The 15,009-nt window shown below is 62.2% G+C and carries 18 protein-coding genes; 5 read left to right on the forward strand and 13 right to left on the reverse strand.

Annotated features, from left to right (window positions below):
* Positions 1-26: 26 nt before the first annotated feature.
* On the reverse strand, positions 27-539 hold the full coding sequence (locus FJW04_RS27525) for a DinB family protein (protein ID WP_140717887.1): 513 nt from the start codon (positions 537-539) through the stop codon (positions 27-29).
* A gap of 64 nt (positions 540-603) precedes the next feature.
* On the opposite strand from FJW04_RS27525, the gene FJW04_RS27530 reads away from it, so the two are divergent.
* Complete coding sequence (locus FJW04_RS27530; RefSeq protein ID WP_140717889.1) at positions 604-1,296, forward strand: glutathione S-transferase family protein; 693 nt, start codon at positions 604-606, stop codon at positions 1,294-1,296.
* A 91-nt stretch (positions 1,297-1,387) separates the two neighbouring features.
* Here FJW04_RS27530 and FJW04_RS27535 read toward each other — a convergent pair whose 3' ends face one another.
* Positions 1,388-1,660 carry a DUF2934 domain-containing protein gene (locus FJW04_RS27535; RefSeq protein ID WP_015318466.1) on the reverse strand — a complete coding sequence of 91 codons (273 nt, stop codon included), beginning with the start codon at positions 1,658-1,660 and terminating at the stop codon, positions 1,388-1,390.
* Positions 1,661-1,952: 292 nt separating this feature from the next.
* Here FJW04_RS27535 and ndk point away from each other — a divergent pair, with 292 nt between their 5' ends.
* Complete coding sequence (gene ndk, locus FJW04_RS27540) at positions 1,953-2,375, forward strand: nucleoside-diphosphate kinase (protein ID WP_015318467.1); 423 nt, start codon at positions 1,953-1,955, stop codon at positions 2,373-2,375.
* Positions 2,376-2,629: 254 nt separating this feature from the next.
* Here the strand turns inward: ndk and FJW04_RS27545 are convergent, their stop codons facing one another.
* The 5 genes from FJW04_RS27545 to FJW04_RS27565 all read right to left on the reverse strand — a co-directional run bounded on the left by FJW04_RS27545 (position 2,630) and on the right by FJW04_RS27565 (position 6,917).
* A complete protein-coding gene (locus FJW04_RS27545; RefSeq protein WP_140664708.1) occupies positions 2,630-3,112 on the reverse strand; it encodes a molybdenum cofactor biosynthesis protein MoaE in 483 nt (160 codons plus the stop codon).
* Between the two features lie 5 nt (positions 3,113-3,117).
* Complete coding sequence (moaD, locus tag FJW04_RS27550) at positions 3,118-3,375, reverse strand: molybdopterin converting factor subunit 1 (protein WP_140717891.1); 258 nt, start codon at positions 3,373-3,375, stop codon at positions 3,118-3,120.
* 1 nt (position 3,376) lies between these two features.
* On the reverse strand, positions 3,377-3,973 hold the full coding sequence (gene pgsA / locus FJW04_RS27555; RefSeq protein ID WP_015318470.1) for a CDP-diacylglycerol--glycerol-3-phosphate 3-phosphatidyltransferase: 597 nt from the start codon (positions 3,971-3,973) through the stop codon (positions 3,377-3,379).
* Between the two features lie 98 nt (positions 3,974-4,071).
* Positions 4,072-6,156, reverse strand: coding sequence for an excinuclease ABC subunit UvrC (gene uvrC / locus FJW04_RS27560; RefSeq protein WP_140717893.1), 2,085 nt, complete (start codon positions 6,154-6,156; stop codon positions 4,072-4,074).
* On the reverse strand, positions 6,153-6,917 hold the full coding sequence (locus tag FJW04_RS27565; protein WP_140717895.1) for an SDR family oxidoreductase: 765 nt from the start codon (positions 6,915-6,917) through the stop codon (positions 6,153-6,155). The genes uvrC and FJW04_RS27565 overlap by 4 nt, the downstream gene beginning before the upstream one ends.
* A 412-nt stretch (positions 6,918-7,329) precedes the next feature.
* Between FJW04_RS27565 and FJW04_RS27570 the strand changes: the two genes are divergently transcribed.
* Positions 7,330-7,986: an outer membrane protein gene (locus FJW04_RS27570; RefSeq protein ID WP_140717897.1), complete on the forward strand. Its 657-nt coding sequence runs from the start codon at positions 7,330-7,332 to the stop codon at positions 7,984-7,986.
* 61 nt (positions 7,987-8,047) lie between these two features.
* Here the strand turns inward: FJW04_RS27570 and FJW04_RS27575 are convergent, their stop codons facing one another.
* Complete coding sequence (locus FJW04_RS27575; RefSeq protein WP_140717899.1) at positions 8,048-8,644, reverse strand: glutathione S-transferase family protein; 597 nt, start codon at positions 8,642-8,644, stop codon at positions 8,048-8,050.
* A gap of 432 nt (positions 8,645-9,076) precedes the next feature.
* Entirely contained in the window at positions 9,077-9,556 is a 480-nt protein-coding gene (locus FJW04_RS27580) for a histone (protein ID WP_140717901.1), read from the reverse strand.
* Positions 9,557-10,100: 544 nt separating this feature from the next.
* Here FJW04_RS27580 and FJW04_RS27585 point away from each other — a divergent pair.
* On the forward strand, positions 10,101-10,412 hold the full coding sequence (locus tag FJW04_RS27585; protein ID WP_140717903.1) for a transcriptional regulator: 312 nt from the start codon (positions 10,101-10,103) through the stop codon (positions 10,410-10,412).
* Between the two features lie 246 nt (positions 10,413-10,658).
* On the opposite strand, the gene FJW04_RS27595 is transcribed toward FJW04_RS27585, so the two are convergent.
* The 4 genes from FJW04_RS27595 to FJW04_RS27610 form a co-directional block, all read right to left on the reverse strand.
* Positions 10,659-11,111 (reverse strand): hypothetical protein, encoded by a 453-nt coding sequence (locus tag FJW04_RS27595; protein ID WP_140717907.1) that lies wholly within the window; start codon positions 11,109-11,111, stop codon positions 10,659-10,661.
* A 185-nt stretch (positions 11,112-11,296) separates the two neighbouring features.
* A complete protein-coding gene (locus FJW04_RS27600) occupies positions 11,297-12,163 on the reverse strand; it encodes a 23S rRNA (adenine(2030)-N(6))-methyltransferase RlmJ (RefSeq protein ID WP_140717909.1) in 867 nt (288 codons plus the stop codon).
* On the reverse strand, positions 12,160-12,771 hold the full coding sequence (locus tag FJW04_RS27605) for a hypothetical protein (RefSeq protein ID WP_140717911.1): 612 nt from the start codon (positions 12,769-12,771) through the stop codon (positions 12,160-12,162). Before FJW04_RS27605 ends, FJW04_RS27600 begins: the two co-directional genes overlap by 4 nt.
* A gap of 19 nt (positions 12,772-12,790) precedes the next feature.
* Positions 12,791-13,468 carry a TetR/AcrR family transcriptional regulator C-terminal domain-containing protein gene (locus FJW04_RS27610; protein ID WP_140717913.1) on the reverse strand — a complete coding sequence of 226 codons (678 nt, stop codon included), beginning with the start codon at positions 13,466-13,468 and terminating at the stop codon, positions 12,791-12,793.
* A gap of 86 nt (positions 13,469-13,554) precedes the next feature.
* On the opposite strand from FJW04_RS27610, the gene FJW04_RS27615 reads away from it, so the two are divergent.
* On the forward strand, positions 13,555-14,025 hold the full coding sequence (locus FJW04_RS27615; protein WP_140717915.1) for a carboxymuconolactone decarboxylase family protein: 471 nt from the start codon (positions 13,555-13,557) through the stop codon (positions 14,023-14,025).
* The last annotated feature ends 984 nt before the right edge of the window (positions 14,026-15,009 follow it).

Consider the following 15,009-nt stretch of genomic DNA (forward strand, 5'->3'; position numbering starts at 1 on the left):
CTCGCCTCTAGAAAGAACAAGTTGGATCAGGCGAAAGCCCTGCCCTCCTCGGTGCGCTGGAAATGCGCCAGATCGAGCGGCACCGACGGGCGACCCAGGACCGTCAGGATCATATGCGCCTGGCCGCGGTGATGGGTCTGGTGGTTGAAGACATGAGCCAGCGCGGGCGCCAGGCGTTGCGAGACGGTGCGCATGTCCGATACGGTCATATAGGTGAAACGACCCGACAGCGCCTTGTCGCTCAAGCCGCCGAGCCAGTCGATAATCCGCCGGTCCTCGGCCTCGCGCGCTGTCCTCAGGACAGGCAAGGCCCGGTGCAATATAGCGTCCAATGTCGTCGGCGCGGCGCCTTCGCCGGTGAAGCGCTTCATCCAGATGCGATCGGCGGCGAGCAGGTGGTTGAGCGTGCCCATCAGCGAGCCGAAAAAGACGCCGACGTCGCGATTGAATTCCTCGTCGTTGAGATCGTCGGCGGCATCGTAGATGCGGCCATTGGCCCATTGATTGTATGCCGCAAACATCATGAAGTGCTGTTTCATTTTTTCCCGCCGGTCCGTTTCGGGTGTCGGGAGCGATACCTAGACTGCAAAGGAACCCGCGCCAATGACCATTCTGCTTTACGAACTCGTCGGGCGTGACGAGGGCCGCCCGTTCAGTCCACATTGCTGGAAGGCAACAATGGCGCTGGCCCAGAAGGGGCTCGATATCTCGACCGCGCCGACGCGTTTTCTCGAAGTGCCCGCCGTTGAGGGCGGCGTTTCGAAAACCGTTCCGGTGATCCGCGACGGCGACAAGGTCGTCACCGATTCCTTTGCCATCGCGCTCTATCTCGAAGAGGCCTATCCGGATCGGCCTAGCCTGTTTGGCGGCGAAGGCGGCAAGGCGATGGCGCGCTTCATCGAGCGCTGGTCGCAATCGACCATCCACCCTTACGTCACCACGGCGGCGCTCGTCGACCTTCATGCCATGCAAGACGAACAGAATGGCTCGTATTTCCGCCAGAGCCGGGAGCAGCGCTTCGGCAAGCGGCTGGAGGACGTCGTCGCCGCACGCGACGCCGGCCTGGCAACCTTCCGGGCGGCACTGGAGCCGCTGCGCTCCATGTTGAGCTACCAGCCATTCATCGGCGGCGCCTCGCCGCTATTTGCCGACTATATCGTCTTCGGCGCATTGCAATGGGCGCGCATCGCATCGCCGTACAAGTTGCTCGAAGACAGCGACGTGGTGGCGCAGTGGTTCACCCGCTGCCTCGACCTGCATGGCGGGCTTGGACGAAAGGTTGCGGCGGCGGCGTGACGCCGCAAAGGCCTTCTATCCGCAGGGCAGCTCGAGCCCGTCAGCCTGTTGCGAAAATCAGGGGCCGAACAGCTGACCTTACTTCGCCGCCTTACTTCGCCGCCTTCTTTGGCTTGCTGGCTTTCGGCTTGCCGGCTTTGGCGACGAGCTTTTCTTGCTTGGGCGCGGCTTTTGCCTTGCTGGCGCCAGGTGCCTTCTTGGCCGGCTTCTTGCCCACCGTCGGCTTCCCCGCGTCCTCCCGGTCTACATCGGCTGCCGCCTGGTGCCAATGGCGTTCGTGCTGACCGGCCGGGTGCCCTTCTTCCTGCCAGATCTGATGTGCACGGTTGCGAATGCGCTCCTGACGATCGTCTGTCATGGTCATGTTGTCTCCATTCGGGCCGACTTCAGCGCGGCGCCGACCGGGCGACTATAGCAAGCAAACCGTTGCTGTGCAGCCGTCTGATGCCGACGGCCGACGGGATCAGCCACGGAAGCACCGACCATTCCGGCCCTGCGCTGTCGCTCCGGGCGTTCGTCGTCTGGAAAGTCAAACAATTGGCTTTCCGAACGCTTGGCGGACCACGCCTCACCCGCTCCTCACCCCTCTTGGCAATCAGCCGGGCGGCTTGTATAGAGCCCGCCACTCTCAATTCGAATTCAGACAAGGACGACCCATGGCGCTCGAACGCACTTTTTCCATGATCAAGCCGGACGCGACGCGGCGCAATCTCACCGGCGCCATCACCAGGATGCTGGAAGAGGCCGGCCTGCGCGTTATCGCCTCGCGCCGGGTGTGGATGAGCCGCCGCGAGGCGGAGGGCTTCTACGCCGTCCACAAGGAGCGCCCGTTCTTCGGCGAACTGGTGGACTCCATGTCCTCGGGCCCGACCATCGTGCAGGTGCTGGAAGGTGAGAACGCCATCGCCAGGAACCGCGAAGTAATGGGCGCCACCAATCCGGCCAACGCTGCCGAAGATACCATCCGCAAGGTGCATGCGCTCTCGATCGGTGAGAATTCGGTGCACGGCTCGGATGCGCCGGAAACGGCCGCGCAGGAGATCAAGTACTGGTTCTCGGATACCGAAATCGTCGGCTGAGCCGACACTGCACGTTCCATGCGAGAAGGCCGGTGTTTCGCCGGCCTTTTTCTTTGCTGGCGGTCAAACTCTCGCGCACGAATCGCAGCACATCGGCATGCAGCCGATCCATATGGGTGTACATGAGGCCATGCGGCGCGCCCTCGTAAACGAGGAAACGGCAGTCCGGAATGAGCCTGGCGGACGGAATGCCCGTCAGCTCGATGGGCGCCGAGCGGTCGCGGTTGCCATGGACGAGCAAGGTCGGCACGGTATTATTCGGATGGCGGCCGCTTCCAGCGCTGGGCTGCCTGGGCATCGGTTTCCTTGGCCTCGACCCAGCCGCCCTCGGAGCCGTCGGTGCGATGTTCCTTCTTCCAGAAGGGTGCACGCGACTTGAGATAGTCCATGAGGAAGTCCGCCGCCTCGAACGCCGCCTGGCGGTGCGCGGAAGCGGCTACCACCAGCACGATGTTCTCTCCCGGCGCGATCTTGCCATGGCGATGGATGACGGTGAGGCCTTGCAGCGGCCAGCGCTCGCTGGCTTCGGTTGCGATGCGGCCGATCTCGGCTTCAGCCATGCCCGGATAGTGCTCGAGTTCGAGTGCCGAGAGCGCGCCCTGCTCGTCGCGGCACAAGCCTGAGAAGGTGACCACCGCGCCAATGTCGACGCGGCCTTGCGTCAGTGCGGCGATCTCGGCGGCGACGTCGAAATCCTGGCGCTGAATGCGCACGGTCGCTGCCAGGACGCCCGGCATGACTGTCAGCCCCCGGTCATCGGCGGGAACAGCGCGATTTCGCGCGCGCCCGTTATCTTCTCGCGGTGGTCGACATGTTCCTGGTCGATGGCAACGCGGATCAAGTCGGGATACTGCAACGCGTGTTCGTAGCCTTCGCCGCGCGACCGCAGCCAGCGCAAGAGGTCGGCGACCGTCTCTATGCCGGCCGGCAGTTCGACATCTTCTTCCGGCATGCCGATCCGTTCGCGAACCCAGGCAAAGTAGATGAGACGGGTCGTCATCTCACTCGTCCATGATGTGCTTGAGGCCGGCGCGGAAATAGTCGTAGCCGGTGTAGAGCGTCACGAGGGCCGCGATCCACAGCAGCACGAGACCGGTCTGCGTTGTCAGCGGGAAGACCTTGTCGCCGGCCGGCCCCGCCAGCAGGAAAGCGATGGCGACCATCTGAATGGTGGTCTTCCACTTGGCGAGCTGCGTCACCGGCACCGAGACCTTGAGTGCCGCCAGATATTCGCGCAGGCCAGAAACCAGGATTTCGCGGCACAGGATGATGATGGCCGCCCACAGCGACCAGCCGGCGATGCCGGCATGGCGGTCGGTGTCGGCCGCAAGCAGCAAGAGGCACGTGGCGACCAGCAGCTTGTCGGCGATCGGATCGAGCATCTTGCCGATGTTGGAGGTCTGCTGCCAGGCACGCGCAAAATAGCCATCGAAATAATCGGTAACGGAAGCCAGCAGGAAAATGACCAGCGCCGACCAGCGAGCGAAGTCGCTCGATTTCAGATGGCCTTCGAGAAAAAAACACAACACGACCAGCGGCACCGCGACGATACGGGCGTAGGTCAGCATATTAGGCAGGTTGAACGCGCGCTGGGCCATGTCTGGTGGACTCTTTCTGCCTGCGTACTCAAATCAGAAGCTGTTGTAGGGGGTCAACAGGCCAGATTCGACTGGCCAGCTGAAAGTGGCGAATTTTTTCAACTTTCGTGAAAATGATTGTAGACCAATTTGGCGACCTGCTCGGAAATGCCATCGACTTTTCTCAGATCCTCGATCGCGGCGCGGCTGACCGCCTTGGCGGTTCCGAATGCCAGCAGCAGGGCGCGCTTGCGGCCGGGGCCGATGCCGGCGATTTCATCGAGCGGGCTCTTGACCATCTCCTTCTTGCGGCGGGCCCGGTGCGAGCCGATGGCGAAGCGGTGGACCTCGTCGCGCAGCCGCTGGACGAAATAGAGCACGGGGTCGCGAACCGGCAATGAAAACGAGTCCCTGCCCCTGACGAAGAAACGCTCGCGGCCGGCATCGCGGTCCTGCCCCTTGGCGATGCCGATGGCGACGACCCGGTCCTCGATGCCGAGATCCGACAGGATCTTGCGCACCGCCGTCATCTGGCCCTGGCCGCCATCGATCAGGATGACGTCCGGCCATGCCGGGAAGCTGCCGGAAATGTCGTCCTCGATATCATCGCCCGCCTCGGCCGCCATCGCCTCGCCCGCAGCCGCATCCTCAGCCACGGCGACATCGCCATGCTCCTTGAGCAGCCGCGAAAAACGCCGCTCCATCACTTCGCGCATCATGCCGAAATCGTCGCCCGGCGTGATCTCGGTCGAGCGGATGTTGAATTTTCTGTACTGATTTTTCACAAAGCCTTCCGGCCCCGCGACGACCATGGCGCCGACGGCGTTGGTGCCCATGATGTGCGAATTGTCGTAAACCTCGATGCGCACCGGCGGCTTGGCCAGGCCGAAGGTCTCGGCAAAGCCGGCAAGCAACCGCGCTTGCGTCGAGGTTTCGGCCAGGCGACGGCCGAGTGCCTCACGCGCATTCTGCAGGGCGTTGTCGGTCAGGTCCTTCTTCTCGCCGCGCTGCGGCACGGAAATCGCCACCTTGCGGCCGGCGCGGGTCGAGAGCGCCTCGGCCAGCAGTTCCTGGTCCTCGACGGTCTGCGACAAGAGAATGGCACGCGGTGTCGGCTTGTCGTCATAGAATTGCGCCAGGAACGAGCCCAGGACTTCCGATCCCTCCAGCGCCGGATCGGCCTTCGGGAAATAGGCGCGGTTGCCCCAGTTCTGGCCGGTGCGGAAGAAAAACACCTGGATGCAGACCTGGCCGCCTTCCTGGTGGATGGCGAACACATCGGCCTCGTCGACGGTCGCCGGGTTGATGCCCTGATGGCTCTGCACGTGCGACAGGGCCGCCAGACGGTCGCGATAGATGGCGGCGCGCTCAAAATCGAGGTCTTGCGAAGCCTGCTGCATGGCAGCCGAAATCTCAGTCTTCACCTTCTGGCTGCGGCCGGACAAAAAGTCCTTCGCTTCGGCGACCAACCCGGCATAACCCTCATGCGAAATTTCGCCGGTGCACGGACCCGCGCAGCGCTTGATCTGGTAGAGCAGGCATGGCCGCGTGCGGTTCTCGTAGAAGGAATTGGTGCAGCTTCTGAGCAGGAAGGCGCGCTGCAGGGAATTGATGGTGCGGCCGACGGCACCGGCCGAGGCAAAGGGGCCGAAATAGTCGCCCTTGCGCGACCGCGCGCCGCGATGCTTGTAAATGCCGGGCGAGACATGGTCGCCGGTCAAAAGGATATACGGGAACGACTTGTCGTCCCGCATCAGCACATTGAATCGCGGCCGCAAACGCTTGATGAGATTGGCTTCGAGAAGCAGCGCCTCGATCTCGGTGCGGGTGACGACGAATTCCATCGTCGACGTCTCGCGCACCATGCGGCCGATGCGGCTGGTGTGGAATCTGCCTTGCGCGTAGTTGGTGACACGCTTCTTCAGGCTGCGCGCCTTGCCGACGTAGAGCACGTCGCCGGCGGCGTTCATCATCCGGTAGACGCCGGGCGCATTGGGCAGCCGCTTGACCAGCGTCTGGATCACCTCGGCGCCGACCATGCCTTCGGCGTCGCCCGCATGCGGCGTCCAGTCGATGGCCGTGAAGGCGACATCCGGGCCAACCGGTTCGACGATCTCCTCCAGCGCCTCGTCCTCGAGGTCGATTTCGGGAGGAAGATCATCAGCGCCGCCGCGCGCCTTGTTCTTGTGATCCAAAGGACTCATTCCGCCATGCCTGTCACATCGGGCGTCTGCCATGCAAGATGCTGGCCGCCGTCGAGCGCGATCAACTGACCGGTGACCGAGCGCGCCTGCCAGAGATAGCGGATGGTGGCGCCGAATTCCGGCAATTCCGGGCCGCGCCTCAGAATGAGGCCAGCGACCTGCGCGTTAAAATCCGAATCGTTCTGGCGCACGTTCTTCAGCGTCGGGCCTGGCCCGATCGCATTGACGCGGATGCGCGGCCCGAGCGCCTGGGCCAACATCTGCGTCTGCGTCCACAATGCCGATTTCGATAGCGCATAGGAGAAATAGCGCGGCGTCGGCCGCCAGACGCGCTGGTCGATGATGTTGACGATCAGCCCGTCCTGCCCTTCCGGCAAGGAACGGGCGAAGTTCTGCGCCAACAGCGCCGGGGTTTTCAGGTGAATGGCAAAATGGCGGTCCCAGGCGCGCCAGTCGAAATCCTCGACGGAATCATCGACGAAGAGCGAAGCATTGTTGACCAGCAGCGAGATTGGGCCCAGCGCGGCCTCCGCCTGGCCGACAAGGTCGCCGACGGCATCCATGTCGGTCAGGTCGGCCGCAACCACGGCGGCACGCCCGCCCGACCGGTTGATCCCCGCGGCCAGCGCATCCGCCGCATCGTGCGAGCGATTGGAATGGATGGCGACCGCAAAGCCATGGCTGGCAAGGTCCTCGACAATCGCCTTGCCGATCCGTTTCGCCCCACCGGTCACCAGCGCCACGGCAGTGGCTTTGCTCATATGTGTCAATCCTCAATTTCGGCCCGAAAACGCGACGCCGACGAAATATGGCCCGGCATGCGTTAAACGGCGTTCGCACCTGGGGCAACATTGTGGCGAAGTGCCCAGTTCGACGTGCCGGGCCCTCTTGGACTCGCAACCGCCGGACCGCAATATAGGTCGCTGGAGTCCTTGCACCAAGCCGCGTGCAGCGCAGCACGAACTTGCTGCTGACATTTCGCTGTTGCGAAGATGCAACGTCAAGGTTCTGCCTCATTCGCGCCGGGGAATGACCCAAGTTCAGGTTCGGTTCAGCCGCATTTTGACACGACATTTGGAACCGACGAACGCCAGATCCGTTTCACCCCCCGGACGGGTCGATGGCGATCGTGAGAAACAAGCCTGTGTCCTGTGGCTTAAGGAGTAAAGAACAATGCAAGCCAATCTCAAATTCGCACGGCCGCTGGCTGTTGCGCTCGGGCTCTTCGCCCTCGGTGGTACCGCTTATGCCGCGGACGTCGTTTCGGAAGAGCCGCCGGCACCCGCTCCGGTTGCCGAACTTCCGGTCGCCTCGTGGGCCGGTCCCTATGCCGGTATCAACCTTGGCTACGGCTTCGGCGGCAAGACCAAGGAAAAGGATTTCGGCGTTTCGACCGATACCAAGGGTTTTGTCGGCAGTGTCTTCGGCGGCTATCAGTGGCAGCAGGAGAACTTCGTGTACGGCGGTGAAGCCGAACTCGGCTACAACGGCGTCAAGGGTGACGACAACGGCATCCACTCCAAGGGCGGCATCGAAGGCTCGCTGCGTGCCCGTCTCGGCTACGCCGTGACCCCGGAAATCCTGCTCTATGGCACCGGCGGTCTCGCCGGCAGAAGCCTGAAGGTGGAAGACTCGGTCATTCCTGCCAGCGACACCGCAACCATGCTCGGCTGGACCGCTGGCGTCGGCACCGACATCAAGCTGACCGACAATGTCTTCGGCCGCGTCGAGTATCGCTACACCGACTTCGGCAGCAAGAGCTTCGACGGTATCGGCAAGGTCAAGGCGACGGACAACCGCGTCACCTTCGGCCTCGGTATGAAGTTCTAAGTCGTTCAAGCCACGACACGAAAAGCCGGGCCTCGCGCCCGGCTTTTTTTGTGCCGGTCGCTCAGGCCGGAACCGCGGACTTCAGCTCTGGGAATTTTTCGTCGAAACGCGCCGCCCAGCGGGTCAACCGGCCGCGCCCCTTCTCCCACCGACCGCCAAAGCGGAGCGAGAGATAGCCGAGGCAGGCACGCAATGCCAACTGACCGGCCGTGATCTTCTTCGGCAGCTTTGGCGGATTGGCGTTGAGCAGATCGAGTGCCGCCGTGATCTTCGCCCACTGCCGATCGAGCCAGGGCTGATAGACCATCTCTTCAGGCCGGGTGCGGTGTTCGTAGACCATCGACAGCGCGCAATCGCAGATACCGTCGGCCAGCGCCTCCAGCACTTCCGCTTCCAGACGCTTGTCGGGATTGCGTGGAAACAAGGCGTTCTTCGAAATCCGGTTGAGGTGCTGGGTGATGGCGCGGCTGTCGTGAACCGAACGGCCATCGTCGAGCACCAGCACCGGGATCTTGCCGAGCGGATTGGCGCCGATCAGTTCGGCCGGCCTGTCCTCGGTCTTGACCGGCACCTCATCGAGGGCGATCCCGGCATAGGCCGCTGCCATCCTTACCTTGGAGCTGTAGGGAGAGGCGGACGCGTAGAGCAGCTTCGGCATGATCGGTTTCCTGTTTGCAAACATCCAGTGTTGACCGCAGGACTGTCGCGATCAATTGCCAGAGTGCAAAAAAACAGCGGCCACAAACCGGCTGCGGTTTCCGCCCTGGCATCACGACAAGCCTGATACCGGTACTCTGGAAAGCATCAGCAGGTCACCACAAAAAGCCGCCCGATTCGAACGTGCGCCCACACTTCTCCGGCACCCACGCTTCGCAGGCGCTAAGCGTCACGCCGATACATTCGCCAACCACCGCAAGGAGCGAAAGAGTTGGGCGAGCGAGGCAGCCAACCGGCGCCTCGCTTTGCTTGCCCCTCGGCCCCTTCCCGATGCTCAGCCCAGAGGGCTGAACCCGCTGCCGAACATGCTCCGATCCAGAGCGTCAGAGCGTCCTTGCTGGGTCCCGAAGGACACGCGACGCCAACGATCCGTCTACTTCTTGGCCGGAGCCTTCGCCTTCGCAGGCGCTGCCTTTGCCTTCGGCGCTGGGGCTTTCTTCACCGCCGGCTTGGTCGCGGCGGCGGCTGCTTTGGCAGCTGGCTTGGCCGCCGGCTTCTTGGCCGGTGCCGCTTTTGCTGCCGGCCTCGCCGCGGCTTTCGCGGGAGCCGCCTTCTTGGCAGCGGGTTTGGCAGCGGGTTTGGCCGCCGCCTTGGCCGCAGGCTTCTTGGCCGGCGCCGCTTTCGCCGCCGGCTTCGCCGCGGCTTTCGCGGGCGCCGCCTTCTTCACTGCCGGCTTCGCGACAGCCTTGGCCGCCGCCGGCTTCTTGGCCGGTGCCTTCGCTGCCGGCTTTGCCGCCGCCTTGGCAGGTGCTGCTTTCTTCACCGCTGTTGCGGCCTTCGCCGCGACTGCTTTTGCGGGTGCTTTCTTTGCCGGTGCCTTGGATGCCGGCGCTTTAGATGACTGCTTAGCCATGTCATGCCCCTTCACGTTATGCCGATGGCCGTGAATGACCCCGGCGCGCAATGCATATCTGACTCGCGTCTCGCTAGCCAGCGAAGCAATGGTATGATTTTCTCAACTTAAATTTTAGTTGCGATCCACACACAATCACACTCATCACCGCAAAAATCCGCTGCTGATCTTCTGACGCCGCCAGCAAATCGATACCGGCGTTCCCGATGCGATCTCGCCATCAAGATCCGAAGATTAGCGAGCGGCTTCACGCGTGATCCTTGGCCGTGAACATCATAACCCGCCGCGTCATCGAAGCGATCATCTTTTGCAGGCGCGCGGTTCGCGCGGATCACGAGCGCGATGCGACGATCGATCTGAAGATCACCTTGTCAAGCATGGCTTGAGCACCGGCTTTCCGATTGACAGAATACTCTGTAGAACAGAGTATTCTGTATGAGATGCGATTGCGCCGTCGGTTTCGGCCATACAGAAGCAAATGGCACCGCAAAATCGCCAAGCCATATGGCGACAACCCAAGGCTTTGCCGCATTGGAGCCTGTTGATGAGCGCCGATGACATTATCCACCAGAGTACACGGCTCAGGATCATGGCCGTCCTGAACATGCTGGAAAGGCGCGAGACCCTGGAGTTCGTCCAGTTGAAAGCCATGATCGAAGTCACCGACGGCAATCTCGGAGCACATCTCGATACGCTGGCCAGAGCTGGCTATGTCGATATTGAAAAGCTTTTCGTCGGACGCCGGCCGCAGACACGGATCAGGGTCACGACGGCCGGGCGGCGGGCCTTTCGCGGTCACATTGCCTTTCTTCGCAAGATCATCGATCAGGCAGAGGCAACGCGTCGCAGAAAATAGCAAAGCGACGAGCGAACGCCTTGGTTCACCGCCTCACAATACGGCGAGCCGCCGGTCGACAGTTCGACGGCGGCGGAATTGCCGCGTGTTTCGACAAGAGTGCGTTATGATCACGGCTGATAGCCGAGACAGATGGCGCCGGGCGCGACGACGGCGCAGGCGCCGACCCGCCGGGGCGTCAGCGTCTCGCCTGCGCCCCCTTTCAGGCCGCAGGCGCGAAAAAGATCGGAAGGAGACGAGGTGCGTTCAGCGCAGGACGCGGCAACGGCCGTTATAGACCATCCAGCGATCGAAGCCCGAGACGCAGAACTCGACATTGTCGCCGATCGAGGCAAAGCCCTGGCCTTCCTCGATCAGATAGAAGATCGACCGGTCCCGGCCATCCGACAGGCTGACGGTTGCCCGGCAATAATGACGGCCGATCGGCCATTCCTCGCTCGCCTGCTGATAGCGGTGCTGGCGAATGTCGCGAAAATCGGTGATGGCCACGTCGGGCAGATGGGGCACGTGATGCACCTGGTAGGAGAACCGATGCGTGATCTTGCTCAGCACCCATGTCTCGCCACAGACGCTGCCATCGTCCTCAGTATAGACGCCGAGGTCGGCCGCCTGGACCGCCCGGGTGACACCGAGAGGCGCGGCAAGGGGCGTGCAGAGCGAAATCAGGGCAGCAAGTGCGGATTTGGCGAAGCGAGTCATGGCAGCCTCTCAAGGTCGATTGCGCGCACTGTGCGGATTCGCTCGGCGGCGGTCAAGCGGTTGCCGAAACAATGGTTTCCAGAAACCGGCGCCGGGCAGTTGCTGTAAGCAGCAACCCGCGGGTAACGGCTAAGTTCCCCACGGACTGATCGTGCGGTCGTAAGGAACGCGGCGATCGAAACTGGCTATCCCGGCGGCGGGACCTGCTCGCCGGCCAGCCATTCCAGCGACCAGTGGGCCGGCTTGCCCACGGCGAGCAATTTGTGCAGTGCCGGCAGCATGGTTCGCAGTTCGCCTTCCAGCGTGAAGGGCGGATTGACCACCACCATGCCGGTGCCATCGAGGCTGGGATCGGAAGAGGCTGGCCTGATCTCGAATTCTATGTCGAGGATTTTCGAGATGCCGGATTGCTTCAGCGCTTTCCTGAAGGCGATCACCGCCTTGCGGTCCTTGATTGGATACCACAGCGCGTAGATGCCGCTGGGCCAGCGCCTGTGCGCCTTCACCAGCCCGTCGACGAGGCGGCCGAACTCACCCTCTTCCTCGAAGGGGGGATCGATGAGCACCAGGCCGCGCTTTTCCTTCGGCGGCAGGTGCGCTCCGAGCGCAAGCCAGCCGTCCAGTTCCATCACCTTTGTCTGAAAATCGCCGGCGAACTCGATCTTCAGCCTGGCGGCGTCTTTCGGGTGCAGTTCGATCGCCGACAACCGGTCCTGCTTGCGCAGGAGATTGCGCGCGAGCAGCGGCGAGCCCGGATATTTCTTTACGCCGCCCTCCGGATTGAGCGAGCGCACCGCCGCCAGATAAGGCGCCAGCAGCGCCGCCACCTTCGCATCGAACGCGGCATCTATCAGCCTGCCGATGCCGCCCTGCCACTCGCCGGTCTTGTGCGCTTCGAGTGACGACAGATCGTAGCGGCCAATGCCGGCATGAGTGTCGATGACGCGAAACGCCTTGTCCTTCTGCTTCAGGTAGTCGAGCACGCGCGTCAGCACGACATGCTTGACGACATCGGCAAAATTGCCGGCGTGGTAGGCGTGGCGATAGTTCATGTGGGACCCCTGCCCCAACGTGGCGGCGGCGGCTGCGAATTCGGATTTTCCGGTCGCCCGCCAGGAGAACGCAAGGACAGCAAGAAACCGATCAGGCCGACCGCCATCAGCGAGAAGCCGATCGGCCGCGCGCGGCCGTCGATTTCCCCGACACCGGAGCGCAAGACAAGGTCGACCGCTCGCATCGGTATGTCCTCGGCATCGCCCGGGCCGATCGTGAAGACGTAAGCGCCAGGGCTGACGGTGGCGATCAGGCCAGCCTCGTCGCGAAAGATCTTGTCGGGCAGTTGCGGGCTGGCCTGGCGCGGATTGTCCACATGGTTGAACTGCAGCGTCGAGGCAAGCACCGTGCGGCCATTGGTGGCCGCGGTCAGCGTCAACACAGTGCGCTGCTGCGAAACGATGCGTTCGGCCCTCGCGGTCAGGTCCACCAGCACCCGCACCGGCGCATCGCGATCCCTAAGCGATACGGTCAACGGCTTGAATCGGCCCTGCTCGTAGACCCGCCAGGTGCCGATTTCGCGGCCGGAAAAATTGGCCGTCGCCCAGGGATAGATGAGACCGATGCCGGTGCCGGCCAGCAGGATCAGGACGAAGAGAAAGCGCATTCAGGCGGTCACCTTGCAATCAAACCTTGCCGGACGGTCGGCTTATATCGGCGCCGTCGCGCAGGCGTTCCATTTCGTCCAGCAGCATGTCGAGGCCGAGTTCGAAGGTCTTGTCGAATTCGGCGGCGCCAAAAAAGCGCCCGGCCTCCACGACGTTTGGATAGTCCCTGGCCAGTTGCTCGTCGCTGACCGTGTTCACCGCGGACGGGCCTCTGGAATAGCCCGCGTTCTCGTCCAGCACCGCGCCCATCAGATAATAGCCCACGGCGCGGAAGAGCCGCGCACTGAGTTCCGCGTCGAAGCCGCCATCCTTGAACAAGCCGATAATGCCGTTCAACCAGGCAAGGCAAGTCGGCGAATTCATCCGGTAGGTAACAATGAAAGTGGAATAGGCGGGATGCTCGCGGCCGATGCGGCGGAAATCGTCGACGGCAACACGCATTCTTTGCCGCCAGGGAAGGCTGGTGTCAGGTACTTCAAGGGCGCCGATCAGCCGGTCGATCAGCGCCTCGTGCAGATGCGCCACCGAGGGGAAGTGATGATAGATGCTCATGGCCTCGCAGCCGAGCGCGGCGGCGAGCTTGCGCATCGAAAAGCCGGAAAGGCCCTCCCTCTCGATCACCTCGAAAGCCGCGTCCTCGATCATTTCGCGCGACAGACGCCCGCGCGCTCTCTGTTTCGTGATTGATTGATCCATAGTGCCGCTTGACAACTTACAGTGTAAGGTTCATTTTCTCCGTCACCTTACATCGTAAGGTTAACAAAGACCAGAGGAGAAAAACCATGTCGTACCATCGCATCGTCAAATCCGTGCAGTCTTCGTCCCAGCATGTGTTCTTGTCCGCCGCCGCGGCCTGTATCCTGTCGCTTGGCTCCGCGCCTGCCCATGCCGACGACTATGATGCAACCCTCAAGGACATACAGTCGACCATGGGCGGCGTACCAAGCTTTGTAAAACAGTTTCCCAAAACCGGTCTGCCCGGTGCTTGGGCCGAGGTCAAGGCCATCGAGCTCAGCGACAAGACGGCGCTGCCGCCCAAGGTCAAGTCGTTGATCTCCTTGGCCGTGGCGGCGCAGATTCCTTGCACCTACTGCATCTGGTCGGACACGCAGGACGCCAAGCGCGCCGGCGCCACGAACGAGGAGATCGAGGAAGCCGTGGCGATGGCGGCGCTGACGCGCCACTGGAGCACTATATTCAACGGCATGCAGGTCGATTTCGACACATTCAAGAAGGAAATGGGCGGGCAGTAAGCCCGCCGGCAAGAAGGAAATGGGGGCAGTAAGCCCGCCGAAATGGGCGGGCAGTAAGCCCGCCGGCAAGAAGGAAATGGGCGGGCAGTAACATAGCCAAGCTGGAGCACGGCGCCGCGTCAGGAGCGGTCTGCCACACGACAACAGGCGTCCCTGTTTTGTGGTTGCCTGAACGAGATGGCCCGCTGAGAAACGGACCATCTCGACCATTTTTGCGGCCCGCGCCAGTGCGGCGGTCAACCTGGATGCGTGGTCGCGCCATGGACAGCAGCTAGCCTATGCCCTCAAATGCCATTGCCGAGATGGCCGGCATTCCACTATGACTTCGATGCGCCTGCAGGCGAGAAGGGGATGTCGACTCATACCTTGGCGGATGAGGGACCTCGAATGCACAGAGGACACGGGCGGCCCGACAGAGAGAAATCGGCGTTAAAAATCATTCCTGCGGGCCGATTCTGCCTTCTGATTTTGACTCTTGGTCTGCTCTGCGCCGCTGCCAGTTGCGACGTGGATTCCGTCCGCAGAGAGATACTGGCAAAGTATTCACGGCCAAGCGTTTATGTCTGCAGTCCCAGCGGATTTGGGCAGCAATCTCATTGCAACCTGAAGATTTGACGCCTTCTGAATCGCTCTTCATTTCAGACAGTGCCCAGGGGCTACCCACCCCAATGATCTCACAAGGACACTCCGCCCTGTTCCTCGACATCAGGCTTTTGATGGCACCCGAGAAGAGATCGCGGCAGCCTGTGAAATTTGCTTGGATCGAGCCAATATGCTGATTCAAAATGAAGAACCCCGGCCGTAGCCATCCGCGCCCGCGCCGGGAACGCGTCGGCCATGATTAACCAATGGCAAACACAATTGGTTAAGGAATCTCTAATTTAGTTGACTTGAATTTCCACAGGTATATTTTCAGGGCGTTGGGATGTGCAATTTGGGCGAGCAATCGGCGATGATGGCATGGGGCGCGTGATCGCGATCTTG

This window comes from Mesorhizobium sp. B2-7-3, from assembly GCF_006440715.1.
In the GTDB taxonomy this organism is placed as follows: Bacteria; Pseudomonadota; Alphaproteobacteria; order Rhizobiales; family Rhizobiaceae; genus Mesorhizobium; species Mesorhizobium australicum.